The following is a 21,515-nucleotide window of genomic DNA, read 5'->3' on the forward strand; positions in this document are numbered from 1 at the left end:
GTCATATAGCGCCGATACCTGGCTACTTCCGGTCAGTGGCACGGTCCGGACCAAGCCATTCCCGCACTCTTTACTCGACGGTCAGTGCAGTGCGAGTGAGAGCTGGTGCCGGACGATGGAGAGCCTCGGGAGTGCCCCTGCCGACCCCGTGTCGTACGAGGGGGTGTGGCGCTTCACCGCCCCCGCCGTGGAGGCGTCCGTGCCCAGCGCCCGGCACGCCGTACGCGATCTGCTCGGCCGGCAGGGCGTGCCGATCGAGGACGACATCCTCCAGGGGCTTCTGCTGATCGTCTCGGAGCTGGTCACCAACGCCGTCAAGCACGCGGCGCTGCTCTCGCCCGAGCTGGCCGTCGAGGTGGCCATCGGCGCCGACTGGGTCAGAGTCTCGGTCGAGGACAACCACCCCTACCGCCCGACCGCCCTGGAGACGGACTACGCGCAGACCGGCGGCCGGGGCCTGCTGCTGGTCAAGGTGGTCACCGCGGAGGCGGGCGGTACCTGCGACGTCGAGCACACCGCGAGCGGCGGGAAGATCATCTGGGCGGCGCTGCCGTTGAAGACGCAGCTCTGACCGCCCCGTACACGACCGTCCGGCCGCCCCCGTACGCGACCGGGCGAAGGATCACCAGCCCGCGGAGGGCCCCGTCAGCTCACGGATCGCCGGCCGCGCCGCGTCCAGCACCGTCATGAACCACGCCGAGAACGGCCCGTCGGCGTGCCGCTTCTCCAGCTCGGCCGCCGTCACGAAAGCGGTCTCACCGACCTCCTCGGGGTCCGGCTTCAGCGCCGCCTGCGCCATTCCCACGAACAGGTGGTTGAACTCCTGCTCGACCAGGCCCGACGCCGGGTCCGGGTGGTTGTAGCGCACGGTGCCCGCCTCGGCCAGCAGTGACGGCGAGATGCCCAGCTCCTCGTACGTACGCCGGGCGGCGGCCGCGAACGGGGACTCACCCGGGTAGGGGTGTCCGCAGCAGGTGTTCGACCAGACGCCGGGGGAGTGGTACTTGCCGAGCGCCCGGCGCTGCAGCAGCAGCCGCCCCTGCTCGTCGAAGAGGAACACGGAGAACGCGCGGTGCAGCTGCCCGGGGGCCTGATGGGCCGCCAGCTTCTCCGCGGTGCCGATGGTGGTGCCGTTCTCGTCGACCAGTTCGAGCATGATCGGTTCGGCGGTGCCGTTCGACGAGCTGTGCGTCGCGGTGGCTGGTGTGGTCGGCATACCCATCCTTCGCTTTGGTCCCCGGCCTCGTGCGCCGGGCCCCTGGAGTCCGGTCAAGTCTGCCGTACAAAAGCCGCTTGTCCGCACTCCGGGGCCGGGCATGTCCGGCCCGCCACGCCCGGCGAGGGCGACGGGACGGACGGGCCGTCAGACGCCGAAGGCCGCGGGATAACGGATCAGGCCCGCCGGAACAGGAACCGAATCGTCCAGCACCAGGGCCATCATCGCCTCGTCCGGCACCTCGAAACCTGGCCGGATCCCGTAGCGCGAGGCCGGACCGAAACCGAAGCGCGGGTAGTACTCGGGATGTCCGAGCACCAGCACCAGGGCCTCACCTCGCACCCGGGCGGTGTCCAGCACCGCCCGCACCACGGCCAGCCCCGCACCCTGCCGCTGGTAGGCGGGGACCGTGGCCACCGGGGCCAGGGCGAGCGCCGGGGCGTCGTCGACCCGGCAGCGGGTCAGCAGCGCGTACGCCGCGAGGGACCCGTCCGGGGCCTCGGCGACGTAACCCAGCTCCGGCAGCCACGCCTCGGGGTCGGCCCGCAGAGCGTCCACGAGGTCCGCCTCGTCCCGGGTGGGGAACGCTGCCGCGTTGACGCCGTGCACGGCCGCACGGTCCGCCGGGGTCTCCGGACGGGTGGTCCACCTGGGGTCGGTGTGGTCGGTCAACGTGAAAACCCTTGTGTGAGAGGGCTCCGAGCCCGATCCGGGGGAGAAGCGGACCTGGCCCGGAGGCCCGGGAGGTGGGGAAGGAGCCGGCGGGTGCGGCACCCCCGCCCCTCGCTCAGTGGCAGAGACGGGCCTCGTGCTCCGCATGACCGCTCGGCTCCAGCTGGAAGGTGCAGTGTTCCACGTCGAAGTGGTCTCCCAGGCAGCCCTGCAGCTCGTGCAGCACCTTCTCGTGCCCTATCGAGTCGAGCATTTCCTGGCGCACCACCACATGGGCGGAGAGCACCGGCATCCCCGAGGTGATCGTCCAGGCGTGCAGGTCATGGACGTCCAGCACCCCGGGCAGGGCGGTGATGTGGGCCCGTACCTCCGCCATGTCCACCCCCTTGGGCGCGGCCTCCAGCAGCACGTTCAGGGTCTCCCGCAGCAGCTTCACCGTCCGGGGGACGATCATCAGGCCGATCACCAGCGAGGCGATCGGGTCGGCGGCCTGCCAGCCGGTCGCCATGATGATCCCGGCCGAGACGATCACGGCGATCGAGCCCAGGGTGTCGGCCATCACCTCCAGGTAGGCGCCCCGCACGTTCAGGCTCTCCTTCTGCCCGCGCATCAGCAGCGAGAGAGAGACGACGTTGGCCACCAGGCCGACCGCGGCGAACGCGATGGCGAGCCCGCCCTTCGTGTCGGCGGGGGTGATGAACCGCTCCACCGCCTCGTAGATCAGATAGGCACCCACGCCGAGCAGCAGCAGACAGTTGGCGAGCGCGGCCAGGATCTCCGCGCGGGCGAAGCCGAAGGTGCGGTTCGGGACGGCAGGGCGGTTGGCGAAGTGGATGGCGAGCAGTGCCATCCCGAGCCCCAGGGCATCGGTGGCCATATGGGCGGCGTCGGCGATCAGCGCGAGCGAGTCGGAGAGCACCCCGCCGACGATCTCCATGACCATCACGCTCAGGGTGATCCCCAGGGCGATCCGGAGCCTTCCCCGGTACGCGGCGGCCGCCGTTCCCGTCGGGGGCGGCCCGCCGTGCGTATGCCCGTGATCGTGGCCAGCCCCCATGCGAAACGCCTCCAGGTCCGTAGGACGTGCCGGAGCGAAACCGCCCCCGGTCAGGCCCAGTGAACTACGGGTGGGGGGTATCGGGCAACACGGGACTGAACACCGTTGTCATGTGCCCTGACCTGCGGAAACGTTCCGCAGGTCAGAGCGTTGACACGATCAAGGACGCCACCTGGAACCGATCACGGACGGGCCTCGGGGTGGTTCAGGCACCAGCCCTCCCAGGCCGACTCGACCATCTCGCGCACACCCCGCCGGGCCGTCCAGCCCAGCTCCGCGGTGATCCGCGCGGCCGACGCCACCGCCTTCGGCGCGTCCCCGGCCCGGCGCGGCTCGACCACCGGCTTCAGATCGCTCCCCGTCACCTCGCCGATCACGTCCGCGAGCTCCCGTACGGAGACACCCTCGCCCCGGCCGACGTTCAGCGTCAGATCGCCCGCGCCCGTCTCGTCCAGCCGGCGCGCGACCGCGAGGTGCGCCTCGGCCAGATCGGCGACGTGGATGTAGTCGCGGATGCAGGTGCCGTCCGGTGTCGCGTAGTCGTCGCCGAAGATCCGGGGGGCCTCGCCCTGCGTCAGCCGCTCGAACATCATCGGCACGATGTTGAAGACCCCGGTGTCCGCGAGTTCCGGCGCGGCCGCGCCGGCCACGTTGAAGTACCGCAGGCAGGCCGTCGAAAGGCCGTGCGCCTTGCCGGTGGCCCGCACCAGCCACTCACCGGTGAGCTTCGTCTCGCCGTACGGGTTGATGGGGAGGCAGGGCGTCTCCTCCGTGATGAGGTCCACGTCCGGTACGCCGTACACGGCCGCCGAGGACGAGAAGAGGAAGCGCCGCACCCCCGCCGCGACCACGGCCTCCAGCAGGACGGTCAGTCCCGCGACGTTCTCCCGGTAGTACAGCAGCGGCTTCTCCACGGACTCGCCGACCTGCTTCTTCGCCGCGAGATGCACCACGCCGCTCACCGCGTGACCGGCCAGCACCCGGTCCAGCAGGACCCGGTCGGAGGCGGAGCCCTCCACCAGCGTGACAGCGTCCGGTAGCCGCTCGGCGATGCCGCTGGAGCGGTCGTCGAGCACCACGACCCGCTCGCCCGCCGCGACCATGGCACGCGCCACGTGTGCCCCGATGTAACCTGCCCCGCCTGTGATCAGCCATGTCATGACCGCCAGCCTAAGCGCAGCGTTCCCGCCGCCCGCCCCACGGGTTTGTGGGCCGGGCCCCCGATCGATGATGATGATCGCGAACGGCGCCCGACTTCCCAGGTCCACCCGAACGGCGCACAAACGGGTGGTGAACTCGGTCTTCCGTTCATCCGATAGCCTCAGCCGACACGCCGCCGGCCCGCCATGTGGCCGTGCCGCCGTGTGTCGTCCACGTCAGTGCCAAGGAGTGAGTTCGTCTGTCGACCGCCATCCTCACCGGTACGCCGGTACCCGGGTCGTCGCTCGTGGACGATCTGCGGTCCCTGGGCTTCGACGTGCAGACCGCCGCCGACGCCGATGACGCCGCGACCCTCCTCGCCGCCGTCCCGGCCGGCCGCCGGGTCGCCCTCGTCGATCCGCGTTTCGTCGGCCACGTCCACGCGCTGCGGCTCGGGCTGACCGACCCCCGCTTCGCCGCCGCCACCGTGCCCGGTGCGCTCACCGCCCAGCCCGAGGCGCGCGGCGCCCTGCTGCGCGCACTCCGGCGCACCACGGCCGCCGTCGGCGCGGGCGCCCCCGTCGTCGCCCCGGACACCGACCCGGCGCCCGATGACCGCACCGTCCCCGGCCGGATCGCCGTGGCGCTGGAGGCCGAGGGCACCGCCGTCAAGCGCCCCGAGCTGGGATCGCTCACCGCCACCGTCCCCACCGACGCCGGAGCGCGGGCGACCGCCGAGAGCGCCCGCGACGAGGTCGACGACGAGGCGGTCCGGCTGCGCAGCGCGGTGAAGGCCCACGACGGCTTCTTCACCACCTTCGCCATCAGCCCGTACTCCCGCTACATCGCCCGCTGGTGCGCCCGCCGGGGTCTCACCCCGAACCAGGTCACCACCGCGTCCCTGATCACCGCGCTCGTCGCGGCGGGCGCGGCGGCCACCGGAACCCGCGGCGGCTACGTCGCCGCCGGGATCCTGCTGCTGGTCTCCTTCGTGCTGGACTGCACCGACGGCCAGCTCGCCCGCTACTCGCTGCAGTACTCCACGATGGGCGCCTGGCTGGACGCCACCTTCGACCGGGCCAAGGAGTACGCGTACTACGCGGGGCTCGCCATCGGCGCCGTCCGCGGCGGTGATGACGTCTGGGTGCTGGCGCTCGGCGCGATGGTTCTCCAGGCCTGCCGCCATGTCGTGGACTTCTCGTTCAACGAGGCCAACCACGACGCGGTCGCCAACACCAGCCCCACCGCCGCCCTCTCGGACAAGCTCGACAGCGTCGGCTGGACGGTCTGGGCGCGCCGGATGATCGTGCTGCCGATCGGCGAGCGCTGGGCCATGATCGCGGTCCTGACCGCGCTCACCACCCCCCGTATCGTCTTCTACGCGCTGCTCATCGGCTGCGCGCTGGCCGCCTGCTACACCACCGCGGGCCGTCTGCTGCGCTCGCTGACCCGCCGGGCCAGCCGCACCGACCGCGCCGCCCAGGCCCTCGCGGACCTCGCCGACTCCGGGCCCCTCGCCCAGGGCGTGGCGGCGGTCGCCCCCGGACTCCGGGGCGCGTTCACGGCACCTGCCGTCGCCCTGCTCGGCACGCTCGTCATGATCGGCGGGGCCCTCTTCCTCCCCTACGGCAGCTGGCTCACCGTCGCCGCCGCCGCGGTGTACGTGGTCCTCTCCGGCCTCGCCGTCGCCCGCCCGCTCAAGGGCGCGCTCGACTGGCTGGTGCCGCCGTTCTTCCGGGCGGCGGAGTACGTCACGATCCTCGTGCTGGCGGCCCGCAGCGACGCCGCGCACGCCGTTCCGGCGGCCTTCGGGCTGGTCTCGGCCGTCGCCTACCATCACTACGACACGGTGTACCGCATCCGCGGAGGCACCGGCGCGCCGCCCCAGTGGCTGGTGCGGACGATCGGTGGACACGAGGGCCGCACCGCGCTGGTGGCCGTCCTCGCCGCCGTACTCACCCACGCCGCAGGTTTCACCACGGCCCTGACCGCGCTCGCGGTCGCCGTGGCTCTGGTGGTGCTCGTGGAGTCCATCCGCTTCTGGGTGTCCTCCTCGGCTCCCGCCGTACACGACGAAGGAGAACTCGCATGATCGGCCTCGTACTGGCAGCCGGTGCAGGACGACGTCTGCGCCCCTACACGGACACGCTCCCCAAGGCGCTCGTCCCTGTCGACGGCGACAAGACGGTCCTCGACCTCACGCTGGCCAACTTCGCCGAGGTCGGACTCACCGAGGTCGCGATCGTCGTCGGCTACCGCAAGGAGGCCGTCTACGCCCGCAAGGCCGAGCTGGAGGCCACCTACGGCCTCAGCCTCACGCTGATCGACAACGACAAGGCCGAGGAGTGGAACAACGCCTACTCCCTGTGGTGCGCCCGTGACGTCATCAAGCGCGGCGTGATCCTCGCCAACGGTGACACCGTGCACCCGGTCTCCGTCGAGAAGACCCTCCTGGACGCCCGCGGCAAGGGCCAGAAGATCATCCTCGCCCTGGACACCGAGAAGGTGCTTGCCGACGAGGAGATGAAGGTCATCACCGAGGACGGCAAGGGCGTCCAGCGCATCACCAAGCTGATGGACCCGGCCACCGCCACCGGTGAGTACATCGGCGTCACCCTCATCGAGGCCGAGGCCGCCGAGGAGCTGGCGGACGCGCTGAAGACCACCTTCGAGCGCGACCCCGACCTCTACTACGAGGACGGCTACCAGGAGCTCGTGAACCGCGGCTTCACCGTCGACGTGGCCCCCATCGGCACCGTGACCTGGGTCGAGATCGACAACCACGACGACCTCAAGAAGGGCCGGGAGATCGCGTGCCAGTACTGACCCGGCTCATTCCGTCCCCGGTCGTCGTCGACATCCGACGCGGCGCCATGGACGATCTGGCGGGTCTCCTGGCCGATCAGCGGATCTCCTCCTCGGGCAAGCTCGCCATCGCGATCAGCGACGGCTCCGGGCGCGCCCTGAAGGAGCGGCTCGCCCCGGTCCTGCCCGGTGCCGACTGGTATCCGGTCGCCGACGGCACGATCGACTCCGCGGTGAAGCTCGCCGACGGCATCAAGGGCAACCGGTACGACGCCGTGGTGGGCCTCGGCGGCGGCAAGATCATCGACGTGGCGAAGTACGCCGCGGCGCGGGTCGGGCTGCCCATGGTCGCCGTCGCGACGAACCTCTCGCACGACGGCCTGTGCTCGCCGGTCGCCACGCTGGACAACGACAACGGACGCGGCTCCTACGGGGTCCCCACCCCGATCGCCGTGGTCATCGACCTCGACGTGATCCGTGAGGCGCCCGCCCGTTACGTCCGCTCCGGCATCGGCGACGCGGTCTCGAACATCTCCTGCGTCGCCGACTGGGAGCTGGCCCACGAGGTCAACGGCGAGGAGATCGACGGGCTCGCGGCCGCGATGGCCCGCCAGGCCGGCGAGGCCGTGCTGCGCCACCCGGGCGGCGTCGGCGACGACGCCTTCCTGAAGGTGCTGGCCGAAGGGCTCGTCCTGACGGGCATCTCGATGTCGGTCGCGGGCGACTCGCGTCCGGCGTCCGGCGCCTGCCATGAGATCAACCACGCCTTCGACCTGCTCTACCCCCAGCGCGCGGCCAGCCACGGCGAACAGGTCGGCCTCGGCGCCTGCTTCGCCATGCATCTGCGCGGTGCCCGCCAGGAGTCGCTCCTGATGGCATCGATACTGCGCCGCCACGGTCTGCCGGTCCTGCCGGAGGAGATCGGGTTCAGCGTCGACGAGTTCGTGAAGGCCGTCGACTACGCGCCGCAGACGCGTCCGGGACGCTTCACGGTCCTGGAGCACCTCAACCTGTCCACCGACCAGATCAGGGACGCGTACGCCGACTATGCGACGACCATCAGTAGCTGAACTCCGTCCGGTCGTTCACCCTCCGGGCGTGAAGGACCGGCGCAGCGGCGAGCACTGGGCCGGGCGCATGTACATGCGCGAGGTCTCGCTGCGCGTGGACCGCTACCTGGTCAACACCCGCGTCACGCCGAACCAGGTCACGTACGTCATGACGCTGGCCGGCGCGCTGGCCGCCCCTGCGCTGCTGGTGCCGGGCGTCTGGGGCGCCGTGCTCGGCGTGGTGATGGTCCAGCTCTACCTGCTCTTCGACTGCGTGGACGGCGAGCTGGCCCGCTGGAAGAAGCAGTACTCGCTCAGCGGGGTCTACCTCGACCGCGTCGCGGCCTATCTGTGCGACGCGGCGGTGCTGGTGGGCCTCGGCCTGCGGGCCGCCGACATCTGGGGCGAGGGACGGATCGACTGGCTCTGGGCGTTCCTCGGGACGCTCGCCGCGCTCGGCGCGATCCTGATCAAGGCCGAGACGGACCTGGTGGGCGTGGCCCGTCACCAGGGCGGGCTGCCGCCGGTGAAGGAAGCGGCGTCCGAGCCGCGCTCCTCCGGTATGGCGCTGGCCCGCAAGGCCGCCGCCGCGCTCAAGTTCCACCGGCTGATCCTCGGCATCGAGGCATCCCTGGTGATCCTCGTGGTGGCCGTCGTGGACGCGATCGCGGGCGATCTCTTCTACACCCGCCTGACCGTGGCGGTCATGGCCGGCATCGCGCTGCTGCAGACCCTGCTGCACCTGGTGTCCGTCCTGGCGTCCAGCAGGCTGAAGTGACCCTTCCCATGAAACTGGGCGCGGTGATCATCACCATGGGCAACCGCCCGGACGAGCTCCGCGCCCTCCTCGACTCGGTCACCGCCCAGCACGGTGACCGGATCGAGGTCGTGGTGGTCGGCAACGGCGCCCCGGTCCCCGACGTGCCCGCCGGGGTGCGCACGGTGGAGCTGCCCGAGAATCTGGGCATCCCCGGCGGCCGCAACGTCGGCATCGAGGCGTTCGGTCCCTGCGGGGCGGACGTGGACGCGCTGCTCTTCCTGGACGACGACGGACTGCTCCCGAACCGCGACACCGCCGAGCTGTGCCGGCAGGCGTTCGAGGCGGACCCGAAGCTCGGGATCGTCACCTTCCGCATCGCCGACCCGGACACCGGCGCCACCCAGCGGCGGCACGTGCCCCGGCTGCGGGCCGCCGACCCGATGCGCTCCTCGCGCGTCACGACGTTCCTCGGCGGAGCCAACGCCGTCCGCACCAAGGTCATCGCCGAGGTCGGCCCGTTGCCCGAGGACTTCTTCTACGCCCACGAGGAGACGGACCTCGCCTGGCGGGCGCTGGACGCGGGCTGGATGATCGACTACCGCGCCGACATGGTGCTGAACCACCCCACCACCGCCCCCTCCCGGCACGCGGTCTACCACCGCATGGTCGCCCGCAACCGGGTCTGGCTCGCCCGCCGGAACCTGCCCGCCCCGCTGGTCCCCCTCTACACGGGGGTCTGGCTGCTGCTGACCCTGGTCAGGCGCCCGTCCCGGCCGGCGCTGAAGGCATGGTTCGGCGGATTCCGGGAAGGCTGGACGGCCCCTTGCGGAATCCGGCGCCCGATGAAGTGGCGTACGGTGTGGCGGCTGACGAGGCTGGGCCGACCTCCGGTCATCTGAGACGCTTACCTCTGAGAGCATGAGGCGTATTTTCTTTCCGGAACCTGTCCGCCTGAGCCGCGCCCGCGACTGGCTGCGCGTGAAGACGAGAGTTTCAACTTGTGAGTGAGACGACCCACGACGGTGGGGTAGCCCTCGGGACCCCGCCGTCCGCCGACGAGGGCCTCGACGCGGCCCAGCTGGCCGCCAAGTACGGCCTGACCGTGAGCGGCGCCCGGCCGGGGCTGTTCGCGTACATGCGACAGCTCTGGGGCCGACGCCACTTCATCCTGGCCTTCTCCCGGGCGAAACTGACCGCCCAGTACAGCCAGGCCAAGCTGGGCCAGCTGTGGCAAGTGGTCACACCCCTGCTGAACGCCTGTGTCTATTACCTGATCTTCGGCCTGATCCTGGGGACGAGGGAGGGGATCCCCCACGACGTCTTCGTGCCGTTCCTGGTCACCGGCGTCTTCGTCTTCACCTTCACCCAGAGCTCGGTGATGGCGGGTGTCCGGTCGATCTCCGGCAACCTCGGCCTGGTCCGGGCCCTCCACTTCCCCCGGGCCTCACTGCCCATCTCCTTCTCGCTCCAGCAGCTCCAGCAGCTGCTCTTCTCGATGATCGTGCTGGTCGCGGTCGCCGTGATCTTCGGCAGCTACCCCTCGCTGTCGTGGCTCCTGGTGATCCCCGCCCTGCTTCTCCAGTTCGTCTTCAACACCGGCCTCGCCCTCGTCATGGCGCGGCTCGGCTCCAAGACCCCCGACCTCGCGCAGCTGATGCCCTTCATCATGCGCACCTGGATGTACGCCTCGGGCGTCATGTTCTCCATCCCGGTGATGCTGAAGGACAAGCCGGCCTGGATCGCGGACGTGCTCCAGTACAACCCGGCGGCGATCTACATGGACCTGGTCCGCTTCGCCATGATCGACGGGTACGGCTCCGAGAACCTGCCGGACCACGTCTGGGCCGCCGGGCTGGGCTGGGCCGTGCTGCTGGGCGTCGTGGGATTCGTGTACTTCTGGAAGGCGGAGGAGCGGTACGGCCGTGGCTGACGACAACGCGCAGGGGCGTATCCCCACGGTGATCGCCGACGACGTGCACATCGTGTACCGGGTCAACGGCGCGGGCGGCGGCCGGGGCAGCGCCACCGCCGCGCTGAGCCGCATGGTGCGGCGCGGCAAGGGCGAACCGCGCGGCGTCCGGAAGGTGCACGCCGTACGCGGTGTCTCCTTCACCGCCTACCGCGGCGAGGCCATCGGCCTCATCGGCACCAACGGCTCCGGCAAGTCGACGCTGCTACGGGCCATCGCCGGTCTGCTGCCGACCGAATCCGGCCATGTCTACACCGATGGCCAGCCCTCGCTGCTCGGCGTGAACGCGGCCCTGATGAGCGACCTCACCGGTGAGCGCAACGTCGTGCTCGGCGGTCTGGCCATGGGGATGACCCAGGCCGAGATCCGCTCCCGCTACCAGGAGATCGTCGACTTCTCCGGCATCAACGAGAAGGGCGACTTCATCACCCTGCCGATGCGGACGTACTCCTCCGGCATGGCGGCGCGGCTGCGCTTCTCGATCGCCGCGGCCAAGAACCACGACGTCCTCATGATCGACGAGGCGCTGGCCACCGGTGACCGCAAGTTCCGCATCCGCTCCGAGGAGCGGATCCGCGAGCTGCGCAAGGAGGCGGGCACGGTCTTCCTGGTCAGCCACAACAACAAGTCGATCAGGGACACCTGCGACCGTGCGCTGTGGCTGGAGAAGGGCGAGCTGCTGATGGACGGCCCCACCGAGGAAGTCCTCAAGGCGTACGAGCGCGAGACGGGCAAGTAGCCCCGAGCCCACCCCGTGGCCCCCGCCGGATCCGTCCGGCGGGGGCCGTGCGGTGCCCGTTGCCGGGCAGGCCCCCCGCAGTAGGGGCCGGGGTCGATCTCCTCCCGGCGGGGGACGTCAAGTCAGCCGTGCGCGGGGAAGGTTGACGGGGACGGCCGGGAAGCGGTGGCGGGCGCTCCACCCCGCCGACCCCCCGTGAGCTGTACAACGTAAGCTGGAGCGGTGCTGATTCATGGCAAGTGGGGCGATACGCCGCTCCATCGACGCTCTGCCGCAGTGCACTCGGAAGGCTGAGCGGCGTGTCCGAAAAGGGTTGTTTTGGGTCAGCAGTGTAGAACGGGAGATGTGACGGCAATGACGGAAGATCTCCAGCTCCGACGTGGTTTCGCCGTCCCCGCGCCGGGCGGTCCGCAGTGACCCCGACCCCCACGGCGCGCACCGGCGACGCCACCCTCGGCAAGGCCGCGGACGAGAACTTCCCCGTGGCGCCCTTCTTCCTGCCCCGCGCCTGGCGCGGGGACCTGATGGCGGTCTACGGATTCGCCCGGCTCGTCGACGACATCGGCGACGGCGACCTCGCCCCCGGCGGCGCGGACGCCCGCCACCTCGGCCTGGAGCCGGAGCAGAGCGACGACCGCCTCGCCATGCTCGACGCCCTGGAGGCCGATCTTCGCCGGGTCTTCGCCACCACCGGCGAGGAGCCGCACCACCCCCTGCTGCGCAACCTGCGCCCCACCGCGCGGCGCCGCGCGCTCACCCCCGAACCCTTCCTCGGCCTGATCGAGGCGAACCGCCAGGACCAGAAGGTCCGCCGCTACGGCACGTACGCCGAGCTCGCCGCCTACTGCGAGCTCTCCGCGAACCCCGTCGGCCGCCTGGTCCTCGCCCTCACCGGCACCACCAGCCCCGAGCGCGTCCGCCGCTCCGACGCGGTCTGCACCGCACTCCAGATCGTCGAGCACCTCCAGGACGTCGCCGAGGACCTGGAACGCGACCGGATCTACCTGCCCGCCGAGGACATGGAGCGCTTCCGGGTCACCGAAGCCGACCTGGCCGCGCCCTCCGCCGGAGCCTCCGTCCGCGCCCTGATCGCGTACGAGGCCCAGCGCGCGAGCGACCTGCTGGACGAGGGGCCCGCACTGGTGGGCAGCGTCGACGGCAGGCTGAAACTGCTCCTTGCCGGCTTCGTCGGGGGCGGCCGCAGCGCGCTCACGGCGATCTCGGCCGCCGGGTTCGACGTCCTGCCCGGACCGCCCAAGGCCACCAAGCCCAGCCTGCTGCGTGAAGTGGGAACCGTCTTGCGAAGAGCGCGTGGAGAGAGGTGAGCCGGACCGTGGAGGGACAGACGACGTACATGTCGCCGCCGGTGCAGGCCGCATACAGTTACTGCGAAGCCGTCACCGGACAGCAGGCCCGTAACTTCGCCTACGGCATCCGGCTGCTGCCGAACGAGAAGCGGCAGGCCATGTCGGCGCTGTACGCCTTCTCCCGTCGGGTCGACGACATCGGCGACGGGGAGCTGGACGCGGGGACCAAGCGGACCCGGCTGGAGAGCACCCGCGAGCTGCTCGACCGGGTGCGGCACGGCAAGGTCGAGGAGGACGACACCGACCCGGTGGCCGTCGCGCTCGCCGACGCCGCCCGCCGCTTCCCGCTCCCGCTCGGCGGACTGGACGAGCTGATCGACGGCGTCCTGATGGACGTCCGGGGTGCGACCTACGAGACCTGGGACGATCTGAAGACCTACTGCCGTTGCGTCGCCGGAGCCATCGGACGCCTCAGCCTCGGCGTCTTCGGCACCGCGCCGGGCGCCCGCGGGGCCGAGCGGGCCGCAGAGTACGCCGACACCCTCGGCCTCGCCCTCCAGCTCACCAACATCCTGCGTGACGTCCGCGAGGACGCGGGCAACGGGCGCACGTACCTGCCCGCCGACGACCTGGCCAAATTCGGCTGCTCGGCAGGGTTCCACCGGACCACCCCGCCCCCCGGGTCCGACTTCGCCGGCCTCGTCCACTTCGAGGTCCGCCGCGCCCGCGCCCTGTTCGCCGAGGGCTACCGGCTGCTGCCGATGCTCGACCGCCGCAGCGGCGCCTGCGTCGCCGCGATGGCCGGGATCTACCGCCGCCTCCTCGACCGGATCGAGCGCGACCCCGAAGCCGTCCTGCGCGGCCGGGTCTCCCTGCCCGGCCACGAGAAGGCCTACGTCGCGGTGCGCGGCCTGTCCGGTCTCGACGCCCGCCACATCTCGCGGCTCACCGCCAGGGGGCGAGCCTGATGCGGCTGCGCGTCTCCGGCCCCCGGGCAACCCTCCGGTGGCCCGACGCGTCACTGACTGCGACGATCTGCAGGGTGAGGACCCGGCAGACAGTCACGATCCGGCGGGAGGGGCAGGCATGAGCGACGAGAGCCCGCGCCCCGTCGGCGTGGTCGTCGGCGGGGGCCTCGCCGGGGTGACGGCGGCGCTCCGCCTCGCCGACGCCGGACTCGACGTGACCCTCCTGGAAGGACGCCCCCGCCTCGGCGGCCTCGCCTTCTCCTTCCAGCGCGGCGACCTCACCGTCGACAACGGCCAGCACGTCTACCTGCGCTGCTGCACCGGCTACCGCTGGTTCCTCGACCGCATCGACGCCGCGCACCTGGCCCCGCTCCAGGACCGCCTCGACGTGCCCGTGCTGGACGTCGGCCGGGCCGCCGGGCCGCGTCTGGGACGGATCCGCCGCACCGCCCTGCCCGTACCGCTGCACCTGGCGGGCGGGCTCGCCGCCTATCCGCACCTCTCGCTCGCCGAGAAGGCGGCCGTGGGCCGGGCCGCCCTCGCGCTCGGCCGCCTCGACCCCGCCGACCCCGAGCTGGACCGGATCGACTTCGCCACCTGGCTGCGCCGCCACGGCCAGTCCGAGCGCACCATCGAGGCCCTCTGGGACCTCGTCGGCGTCGCCACCCTGAACGCCACCGCCCCGGACGCCTCCATGGCGCTCGCGGCGAAGGTCTTCAAGACCGGCCTGCTCTCCGACCCCGGCGCCGCCGACATCGGCTGGGCGACCGTCCCCCTCGGCGACCTGCACGACACCCTCGCCCGCAAGGCCCTGGACACCGCGGGCGTCCGCACCGAACTGCGCGCCAAGGTCGGCTCCCTCACCCGCACCGAGGACGGCCGCTGGAGCGTGGAGAGCGCGGGGGAGCGGATCACCGCCGACACCGTCGTGCTGGCCGTGCCGCAGACCGAGACCCACGACCTGCTGCCCGCGGGCGCGCTGGACGAGCCGGAGCTGCTGCTCGACATCGCATGCGCTCCCATCCTCAACGTGCACGTCATCTACGACCGCGCGGTGCTGCGCAGGCCGTTCTTCGCCGCGATCGGCTCCCCGGTCCAGTGGGTCTTCGACCGCACCCACTCCTCGGGCCTCAAGGGCCCCGGGCAGTATCTGGCGGTCTCGCAGTCGGCCGCCCAGGCCGAGATCGACCTTCCCGTCGCCGAACTGCGCTCCCGCTACCTGCCCGAGCTGGAGCGGCTGCTGCCCGCCGCCCGCGGCGCGGGCATCCGCGACTTCTTCGTCACCCGGGAGCGCACCGCCACCTTCGCGCCCGCCCCGGGCGTCGGGCGGCTGCGCCCCGGCCCCCGCACCCGGCTGCCCGGCCTCCAGCTGGCCGGAGCCTGGACCGACACCGGCTGGCCCGCGACGATGGAGGGTGCCGTGCGCAGCGGCGCCGCCGCCGCCGACGCGGCCCTCCACGACCTCGGCCGCCCCCCAGGACATCCGCTGCAGGAGGCGGCATGAGCAGTACCACCGGAACAAGAGGAGAGTCTGTGACCCCGGCGAATCCGGCTTTCGACACCGTGGCTGACACCGCGGACGTCACCGCGCTTCTGGAGCGCGGACGAGCCCTGTCAGCGCCGGTCCTGCGGGCTGCCGTGGACCGGCTCGCGCCGCCCATGGACACCGTCGCCGCGTACCACTTCGGCTGGATCGACGCCGAGGGCCGGCCCTCGGACGGCGACGGCGGCAAGGCCGTACGCCCCGCGCTCGCCCTGCTGTCCGCCGAGGCGGCGGGCGCCCCGGCCGAGGCCGGCATCCCCGGCGCCGTGGCCGTCGAACTCGTGCACAACTTCTCGCTGCTGCACGACGACCTGATGGACGGCGACGAACAGCGCCGCCACCGCGACACCGTATGGAAGGTGCACGGTCCCGCCCAGGCGATCCTGGTCGGCGACGCGCTCTTCGCCCTCGCCTACGACCTGCTGCTGGAGCTCGGCACGGTCGAGGCGGGCCGCGCGGCCCGCCGGCTGACCACCGCCACCCGCAAGCTCATCGACGGGCAGGCCCAGGACATCTCCTACGAGCACCGCGAGCGGGTCACCGTCGAGGAGTGCCTGGAGATGGAGGGCAACAAGACCGGCGCCCTGCTGGCCTGCGCCGTCTCCATCGGCGCGGTGCTCGGCGGCGCCGACGACCGCACCGCCGACACCCTGGAGGCGTACGGCTACCACCTCGGCCTCGCCTTCCAGGCCGTCGACGACCTGCTCGGCATCTGGGGAGACCCGGAGTCCACCGGCAAGCAGACCTGGAGCGACCTGCGCCAGCGCAAGAAGTCCCTGCCGGTCGTCGCCGCGCTCGCCGCGGGCGGCGAGGCATCCGAGCGCCTCGGCGAACTGCTCGCCGCCGACGCCAAGAGCAACGACTTCGACAGCTTCTCCGAAGAGGAGTTCGCCGCCCGCGCGGCGCTCATCGAGGAGGCGGGCGGCCGCGAGTGGACCGCCCAGGAAGCCCGTCGCCAGCACGGACACGCCATCGAGGCGCTGCACGCCGTCGACATGCCCCACCGGGTGCGGGAGCAGCTCACCGGGCTCGCCGACTTCGTGGTGGTACGCAAGAGATGATCACTTTCTCCATATGACTCGCAGTCGCCGGCCGGCGCCCTCACCGGGGCGCCGGCCGACGGAGACCCCAGCACAGCAGAGAACCGACTGCACGTAAGGGGAAGCTCATGACAGCGACGACCGACGGATCGACCGGGGCCGCGAACATCACCGGGGCCCCCGCCGACGATCCGACCGACACGAGAACCGCCGCCGACGATGTCACCGACGCCGCGCGGCGGGCCGCGGAACGCTCCGTGGAGCACCTCCTCGGCAGACAGGACGAGCAGGGCTGGTGGAAGGGCGACCTCGCCACCAACGTCACGATGGACGCCGAGGACCTGCTCCTGCGCCAGTTCCTCGGTATCCAGGACCCCGAGACCACCCGGGCCGCGGCCCTCTTCATCCGCGGCGAACAGCTCGGCGACGGCACCTGGAACACCTTCTACGGCGGACCCGGCGACCTCTCCGCCACGATCGAGGCGTACGTCGCCCTGCGGCTGGCCGGGGACCGCCCCGACGAACCGCACATGGCCCGCGCCTCCGGCTGGATCCGCGACCAGGGCGGCATCGCCGCCGCCCGCGTCTTCACCCGCATCTGGCTGGCCCTGTTCGGCTGGTGGAAATGGGACGACCTCCCCGAACTCCCGCCCGAGCTGATGTTCTTCCCCAAGTGGGTCCCGCTCAACATCTACGACTTCGGCTGCTGGGCCCGGCAGACCATCGTGCCGCTCACCATCGTCTCCGCGAAGCGCCCCGTGCGGCCCGCGCCGTTCGCCCTGGACGAGCTGCACACCGACCCGGACCACCCCAACCCGCCCAGAAAGCTTGCCCCGCCCACCAGTTGGGACGGGCTCTTCCAGCGCCTCGACAAAGGGCTGCACCTCTACCACAAGGTCGCCCCGCGCCCGCTCCGCCGCATCGCGATGAACGTGGCCGCCCGCTGGATCATCGAACGCCAGGAGAACGACGGTTGCTGGGGCGGGATCCAGCCTCCGGCCGTCTACTCGGTCATCGCCCTGCACCTCCTCGGCTACGACCTCGACCACCCGGTGATGAAGGCCGGCCTGGCCTCGCTCGACCGGTTCGCCGTCCGGCGCGAGGACGGCGCCCGCATGATCGAGGCCTGCCAGTCGCCCGTCTGGGACACCTGCCTGGCCACCATCGCACTCGCCGACGCCGGGCTCAGACCCGACCACCCCGCCCTGGTGAAGGCAGCCGACTGGATGCTGGCCGAGGAGATCACCAGACCCGGCGACTGGTCGGTCCGCAAACCCGAACTTCCCCCGGGCGGCTGGGCGTTCGAGTTCCACAACGACAACTACCCGGACATCGACGACACCGCCGAAGTCGTCCTGGCGCTGCGCCGGGTGCGCCACCCCGACCCCGCCCGGCTGGAGTCCGCCATCGCCCGCGGGGTCCGCTGGAACCTCGGGATGCAGTCCCGCAACGGGGCTTGGGGCGCCTTCGACGCCGACAACACCAGCGCCTTCCCCAACCGCCTGCCCTTCTGCGACTTCGGCGAGGTCATCGACCCGCCGTCTGCCGACGTCACCGGCCATGTCGTGGAGATGCTCGCCGTCGAGGGGCTCGCGAGCCACCCCCGTACCCGCGAGGGCATCGAGTGGCTGCTCGCCGAACAGGAGGCGTGCGGCGCCTGGTTCGGCCGCTGGGGCGTCAACTACGTCTACGGCACCGGGTCCGTGGTGCCCGCTCTGATCACCGCCGGCCTGCCCGCGGGACACCCCGCGATCCGCCGGGCCGTCGACTGGCTGGAGTCCGTCCAGAACGACGACGGCGGCTGGGGCGAGGACCTGCGCTCCTACCAGGAGGAGAAGTGGATCGGGCACGGTGAGTCCACCGCCTCCCAGACCGCCTGGGCGCTGCTCGCCCTCCTCGCCGCGGGACGCCGGGACACCGCCTCGGTCACCCGGGGCGTCACCTGGCTGACCGAGGCGCAGCAGGCCGACGGCTCCTGGGACGAGCCGTATTTCACCGGCACCGGATTCCCCTGGGACTTCTCGATCAACTACCACCTCTACCGCCAGGTCTTTCCCCTCACCGCACTCGGGCGCTATGTGCACGGCGACCCGTTCGCGGACCGCCCGGACGCCGCCGAGGGGGCCTGATGGGCGATCCGCGAGGGTCCGGGAGCCCCGTGACGCCGCTGCTGGTCGCCTGCGCCCTCGGCATCGAGCAGGTGGCCCTGCGCAGCGGCAGGGGCGCCCCGGGCCCGGTCCGGGTCCTGCGCACCGGGATGGGCCCCCGGGCGGCGGAGGCGGCCGTGGCGCGCCTCCTGGGCCCCGGCGGGGTCCCCGACGCCGCCGTGATCGCCTCCGGCTTCTGCGCCGGGCTCGCCCCGGGGATGCACCCCGGGGACCTCGTCGTCGCCGAGGAGACCCGGGACGCGGACGGCACCACCCCCTGCACCGGCACCGGCGTCCTGGTCGCCGCCCTCACCCGCGCCCTTCCCGGCCGCAGCGTCCACACCGGCCCGCTGACCGGCTCCGACCACGTCGTACGAGGGCCCGAGCGGGCCGCTCTGCGGGCGAGCGGGGCCATCGCGGTCGACATGGAGTCCGCGGCGACACTGCGTACCGCCCTGTGTCACGGACCGCGCCCGGTTGCGGCCGTCCGGGTGGTCGTGGACGCTCCTGAGCATGAGCTCGTCCGTATCGGCACGGTCCGCGGTGGAATATCGGCGTTCCGCGTACTTCGTGCCGTCCTTCCGGCTTTCTACGAATGGCACCGATCTTTACTGCTCCCCAGGAGGTGAGCTAGATGGCCATGCCGCTCCGCCAGACCATCAAGGTTGCGACGTATCTCTTCGAACAGAAGCTCCGCAAGCGTGAGAAGTTCCCGCTGATCGTCGAGCTGGAGCCGTTGTTCGCCTGCAACCTCGCCTGCGAGGGATGCGGCAAGATCCAGCACCCGGCCGGTGTCCTGAAGCAGCGCATGCCGGTCGCCCAGGCGGTGGGCGCGGTGCTCGAATCCGGGGCCCCCATGGTGTCCATCGCCGGTGGCGAGCCGCTGATGCATCCGCAGATCGACGAGATCGTGCGCCAGCTCGTCGCCCGGAAGAAGTACGTCTTCCTCTGCACCAACGCGATGCTGATGCGGAAGAAGCTCGACAAGTTCACCCCGTCCCCGTACTTCGCCTTCGCCGTGCACATCGACGGGCTGCGCGAGCGGCACGACGAGTCGGTCGCCAAGGAAGGCGTCTTCGACGAGGCCGTCGCCGCGATGAAGGAGGCCAAGGCGCGCGGCTTCCGCGTCACCACCAACTCCACCTTCTTCAACACCGACACCCCGCAGACCATCATCGAGGTCCTCAACTACCTCAACGACGACCTGCACGTCGACGAGATGATGATCTCTCCCGCCTACGCCTACGAGAAGGCCCCCGACCAGGAGCACTTCCTCGGCGTCGAGCAGACCCGCGAACTGTTCAAGAAGGCCTTCGCGGGCGGCAACCGGGCCCGCTGGCGGCTCAACCACTCGCCGCTCTTCCTGGACTTCCTGGAGGGCAAGGCGGACTTCCCGTGCACCGCCTGGGCGATCCCGAACTACTCCCTCTTCGGCTGGCAGCGCCCCTGCTACCTGATGAGCGACGGCTACGTACCGACGTACCGTCAGCTCATCGAGGAGACCGACTGGGAGAAGTACGGCCGGGGCAAGGACCCGCGCTGCGCCAACTGCATGGCCCACTGCGGCTACGAACCCACCGCCGTGCTCGCCACCATGGGATCGCTCAAGGAATCCCTGCGCGCGGCCCGGGAGAGCGTGGGCGGCAACCGGTGACGGACGGCGGGCCGGGCGGCTTCGACCTCGGGCGGCTCCTGGCCGAGCGCGGGGCCGAACGGTACGAGCTCCATGCGCGCCACCTGAACCACCAACTGCCGCGCATGCTGCACACCATCGGCTTCGACAAGGTCTACGAGCGGGCCGAGGGCGCGTATTTCTGGGACGCGGAGGGCAACGACTACCTCGACATGCTCGCCGGGTTCGGCGTCATGGGGATCGGCCGGCACCACCCGGTCGTCCGCAAGGCCCTCCACGACGTGCTCGACGCCCAGCTCGCCGACCTCACCCGCTTCGACTGCCAGCCGCTGCCCGGACTGCTCGCCGAGAAACTGCTGGCCCACAGCCCGCACCTGGACCGCGTCTTCTTCGGCAACAGCGGCACGGAAGCGGTCGAGACAGCGCTCAAGTTCGCCCGGTACGCCACCGGGAAACCCAGGGTCCTCTACTGCGACCACGCCTTCCACGGGCTCACCACGGGCTCGCTGTCCGTCAACGGGGAGAGCGGGTTCCGCGACGGCTTCGCCCCGCTGCTCCCGGATACGGCCGTCCCGCTCGGCGACCTCGACGCGCTGCGCCGCGAGCTGAAGCGGGGCGACGTCGCGGCCCTGGTCGTCGAGCCGATCCAGGGCAAGGGCGTGCACGCCGCGCCGCCCGGCTATCTGCGCGAGGCCCAGGAGCTGCTGCACCGCCACAAGGCCCTCCTGATCGCCGACGAGGTCCAGACGGGCCTCGGGCGCACCGGGGACTTCTACGCCTACCAGCACGAGGAGGGGGTGGAGCCCGATCTGGTGTGCGTGGCCAAGGCCCTCTCCGGCGGCTATGTGCCGGTCGGCGCGACCCTCGGCAAGGACTGGATCTTCCGCAAGGTCTACTCCTCGATGGACCGGGTCCTCGTCCACTCCGCGAGCTTCGGCTCCAACGCCCAGGCGATGGCGGCCGGGCTCGCGGTCCTGACGGTGATGGAGGACGAGGAGACCGTCGCGAACGCCCGGCGCACCGGTGATCTGCTGCGTGAGCGGCTGGCGGCCCTGGTGGACCGCTACGAACTGCTGCACGAGGTGCGCGGCCGCGGGCTGATGATCGGCATCGAGTTCGGCCGGCCCTCCTCGCTGAAGCTCCGCAGCCGCTGGACCATGCTCCAGGCGGCCCGCAAGGGTCTCTTCGCCCAGATGGTCGTGGTGCCGCTGCTCCAGAAGCACCGGATCCTCACCCAGGTCTCCGGCGACCATCTCGAAGTGATCAAACTGATCCCGCCGCTGGTCATCGGGGACGCGGAGGTGGACCGGTTCGTGGCGGCGTTCACCTCCGTCATGGAGGACGCGCACAGCGGCGGCGGGCTGATGTGGGACTTCGGCCGGACGCTGGTCAAGCAGGCCGTGGCCAACCGCTGACCTGACGTTTGCCTCTGAGGCAAGTTATTTGCCTCAGAGGAAAGGTCCTGGCCCA

Annotated in this window: 20 protein-coding genes; 16 read left to right on the forward strand and 4 right to left on the reverse strand. The window is 71.4% G+C overall.

The window, feature by feature from the left end:
• Positions 1-115: 115 nt before the first annotated feature.
• Positions 116-571 carry an ATP-binding protein gene (locus WQO_RS30690; protein WP_029182052.1) on the forward strand — a complete coding sequence of 152 codons (456 nt, stop codon included), beginning with the start codon at positions 116-118 and terminating at the stop codon, positions 569-571.
• Between the two features lie 51 nt (positions 572-622).
• Here the strand turns inward: WQO_RS30690 and idi are convergent, their stop codons facing one another.
• The 4 genes from idi to galE form a co-directional block, all read right to left on the reverse strand.
• Positions 623-1,216, reverse strand: coding sequence for an isopentenyl-diphosphate Delta-isomerase (gene idi / locus WQO_RS30695; protein WP_010058034.1), 594 nt, complete (start codon positions 1,214-1,216; stop codon positions 623-625).
• 147 nt (positions 1,217-1,363) lie between these two features.
• Positions 1,364-1,888, reverse strand: coding sequence for a GNAT family N-acetyltransferase (locus tag WQO_RS30700; protein WP_010058032.1), 525 nt, complete (start codon positions 1,886-1,888; stop codon positions 1,364-1,366).
• A gap of 115 nt (positions 1,889-2,003) precedes the next feature.
• Entirely contained in the window at positions 2,004-2,945 is a 942-nt protein-coding gene (locus tag WQO_RS30705; protein ID WP_058954157.1) for a cation diffusion facilitator family transporter, read from the reverse strand.
• A 182-nt stretch (positions 2,946-3,127) separates the two neighbouring features.
• A complete protein-coding gene (galE, locus tag WQO_RS30710) occupies positions 3,128-4,105 on the reverse strand; it encodes a UDP-glucose 4-epimerase GalE (RefSeq protein ID WP_010058030.1) in 978 nt (325 codons plus the stop codon).
• 317 nt (positions 4,106-4,422) lie between these two features.
• Here galE and WQO_RS30715 point away from each other — a divergent pair, with 317 nt between their 5' ends.
• From WQO_RS30715 to WQO_RS30785, 15 genes are all read left to right on the forward strand, one after another.
• Positions 4,423-6,177 carry a DUF5941 domain-containing protein gene (locus tag WQO_RS30715; protein ID WP_029182050.1) on the forward strand — a complete coding sequence of 585 codons (1,755 nt, stop codon included), beginning with the start codon at positions 4,423-4,425 and terminating at the stop codon, positions 6,175-6,177.
• The gene (locus WQO_RS30720) at positions 6,174-6,911 is read left to right on the forward strand and encodes a phosphocholine cytidylyltransferase family protein (RefSeq protein ID WP_010058028.1); all 738 of its coding nucleotides are present in this window, start codon (positions 6,174-6,176) and stop codon (positions 6,909-6,911) included. The genes WQO_RS30715 and WQO_RS30720 overlap by 4 nt, the downstream gene beginning before the upstream one ends.
• A complete protein-coding gene (locus tag WQO_RS30725) occupies positions 6,899-7,960 on the forward strand; it encodes an iron-containing alcohol dehydrogenase family protein (RefSeq protein WP_010058027.1) in 1,062 nt (353 codons plus the stop codon). The genes WQO_RS30720 and WQO_RS30725 overlap by 13 nt, the downstream gene beginning before the upstream one ends.
• Positions 7,938-8,717 carry a CDP-alcohol phosphatidyltransferase family protein gene (locus tag WQO_RS30730; protein ID WP_029182049.1) on the forward strand — a complete coding sequence of 260 codons (780 nt, stop codon included), beginning with the start codon at positions 7,938-7,940 and terminating at the stop codon, positions 8,715-8,717. Before WQO_RS30725 ends, WQO_RS30730 begins: the two co-directional genes overlap by 23 nt.
• Positions 8,718-8,725: 8 nt before the next feature.
• Positions 8,726-9,598, forward strand: coding sequence for a glycosyltransferase family 2 protein (locus WQO_RS30735; RefSeq protein WP_010058025.1), 873 nt, complete (start codon positions 8,726-8,728; stop codon positions 9,596-9,598).
• A 101-nt stretch (positions 9,599-9,699) separates the two neighbouring features.
• Positions 9,700-10,629: an ABC transporter permease gene (locus WQO_RS30740; RefSeq protein ID WP_010058024.1), complete on the forward strand. Its 930-nt coding sequence runs from the start codon at positions 9,700-9,702 to the stop codon at positions 10,627-10,629.
• Positions 10,622-11,407 (forward strand): ABC transporter ATP-binding protein, encoded by a 786-nt coding sequence (locus WQO_RS30745; protein ID WP_030711508.1) that lies wholly within the window; start codon positions 10,622-10,624, stop codon positions 11,405-11,407. The genes WQO_RS30740 and WQO_RS30745 overlap by 8 nt, the downstream gene beginning before the upstream one ends.
• Before the next feature lie 413 nt (positions 11,408-11,820).
• The gene (gene hpnC / locus WQO_RS30750; RefSeq protein WP_010058021.1) at positions 11,821-12,732 is read left to right on the forward strand and encodes a squalene synthase HpnC; all 912 of its coding nucleotides are present in this window, start codon (positions 11,821-11,823) and stop codon (positions 12,730-12,732) included.
• A 29-nt stretch (positions 12,733-12,761) separates the two neighbouring features.
• The gene (gene hpnD, locus WQO_RS30755; RefSeq protein ID WP_193407312.1) at positions 12,762-13,682 is read left to right on the forward strand and encodes a presqualene diphosphate synthase HpnD; all 921 of its coding nucleotides are present in this window, start codon (positions 12,762-12,764) and stop codon (positions 13,680-13,682) included.
• A gap of 118 nt (positions 13,683-13,800) precedes the next feature.
• Positions 13,801-15,186 (forward strand): hydroxysqualene dehydroxylase HpnE, encoded by a 1,386-nt coding sequence (hpnE, locus tag WQO_RS30760; protein ID WP_010058019.1) that lies wholly within the window; start codon positions 13,801-13,803, stop codon positions 15,184-15,186.
• Positions 15,183-16,286, forward strand: coding sequence for a polyprenyl synthetase family protein (locus WQO_RS30765; protein ID WP_010058018.1), 1,104 nt, complete (start codon positions 15,183-15,185; stop codon positions 16,284-16,286). Before hpnE ends, WQO_RS30765 begins: the two co-directional genes overlap by 4 nt.
• A 107-nt stretch (positions 16,287-16,393) precedes the next feature.
• Entirely contained in the window at positions 16,394-18,394 is a 2,001-nt protein-coding gene (gene shc, locus WQO_RS30770) for a squalene--hopene cyclase (protein ID WP_010058017.1), read from the forward strand.
• The gene (locus WQO_RS30775; protein WP_029182047.1) at positions 18,394-19,041 is read left to right on the forward strand and encodes a phosphorylase family protein; all 648 of its coding nucleotides are present in this window, start codon (positions 18,394-18,396) and stop codon (positions 19,039-19,041) included. Before shc ends, WQO_RS30775 begins: the two co-directional genes overlap by 1 nt.
• 5 nt (positions 19,042-19,046) lie before the next feature.
• Positions 19,047-20,066 carry an adenosyl-hopene transferase HpnH gene (gene hpnH / locus WQO_RS30780; RefSeq protein ID WP_010058015.1) on the forward strand — a complete coding sequence of 340 codons (1,020 nt, stop codon included), beginning with the start codon at positions 19,047-19,049 and terminating at the stop codon, positions 20,064-20,066.
• Positions 20,063-21,460: an aspartate aminotransferase family protein gene (locus WQO_RS30785; protein ID WP_010058014.1), complete on the forward strand. Its 1,398-nt coding sequence runs from the start codon at positions 20,063-20,065 to the stop codon at positions 21,458-21,460. Before hpnH ends, WQO_RS30785 begins: the two co-directional genes overlap by 4 nt.
• Positions 21,461-21,515 lie beyond the last annotated feature (55 nt).

Origin of the sequence: Streptomyces globisporus C-1027, assembly GCF_000261345.2 — a bacterium.
GTDB classification, from domain to species: domain Bacteria; phylum Actinomycetota; class Actinomycetes; order Streptomycetales; family Streptomycetaceae; genus Streptomyces; species Streptomyces pakalii.

Coding starts and splice junctions, on each gene's coding strand:
- hpnE (WP_010058019.1), top strand. CDS start 13,801: ATGAGCGACGAGAGCCCGCGCCCCGTCGGCGTGGTCGTCGGCGGGGGC.
- galE (WP_010058030.1), bottom strand. CDS start 4,105: ATGACATGGCTGATCACAGGCGGGGCAGGTTACATCGGGGCACACGTG.
- WQO_RS30720 (WP_010058028.1), top strand. CDS start 6,174: ATGATCGGCCTCGTACTGGCAGCCGGTGCAGGACGACGTCTGCGCCCC.
- WQO_RS30765 (WP_010058018.1), top strand. CDS start 15,183: ATGAGCAGTACCACCGGAACAAGAGGAGAGTCTGTGACCCCGGCGAAT.
- idi (WP_010058034.1), bottom strand. CDS start 1,216: ATGCCGACCACACCAGCCACCGCGACGCACAGCTCGTCGAACGGCACC.
- WQO_RS30690 (WP_029182052.1), top strand. CDS start 116: ATGGAGAGCCTCGGGAGTGCCCCTGCCGACCCCGTGTCGTACGAGGGG.
- WQO_RS30705 (WP_058954157.1), bottom strand. CDS start 2,945: ATGGGGGCTGGCCACGATCACGGGCATACGCACGGCGGGCCGCCCCCG.
- hpnD (WP_193407312.1), top strand. CDS start 12,762: ATGTCGCCGCCGGTGCAGGCCGCATACAGTTACTGCGAAGCCGTCACC.
- hpnH (WP_010058015.1), top strand. CDS start 19,047: ATGGCCATGCCGCTCCGCCAGACCATCAAGGTTGCGACGTATCTCTTC.
- WQO_RS30775 (WP_029182047.1), top strand. CDS start 18,394: ATGGGCGATCCGCGAGGGTCCGGGAGCCCCGTGACGCCGCTGCTGGTC.
- WQO_RS30735 (WP_010058025.1), top strand. CDS start 8,726: ATGAAACTGGGCGCGGTGATCATCACCATGGGCAACCGCCCGGACGAG.
- WQO_RS30730 (WP_029182049.1), top strand. CDS start 7,938: ATGCGACGACCATCAGTAGCTGAACTCCGTCCGGTCGTTCACCCTCCG.
- shc (WP_010058017.1), top strand. CDS start 16,394: ATGACAGCGACGACCGACGGATCGACCGGGGCCGCGAACATCACCGGG.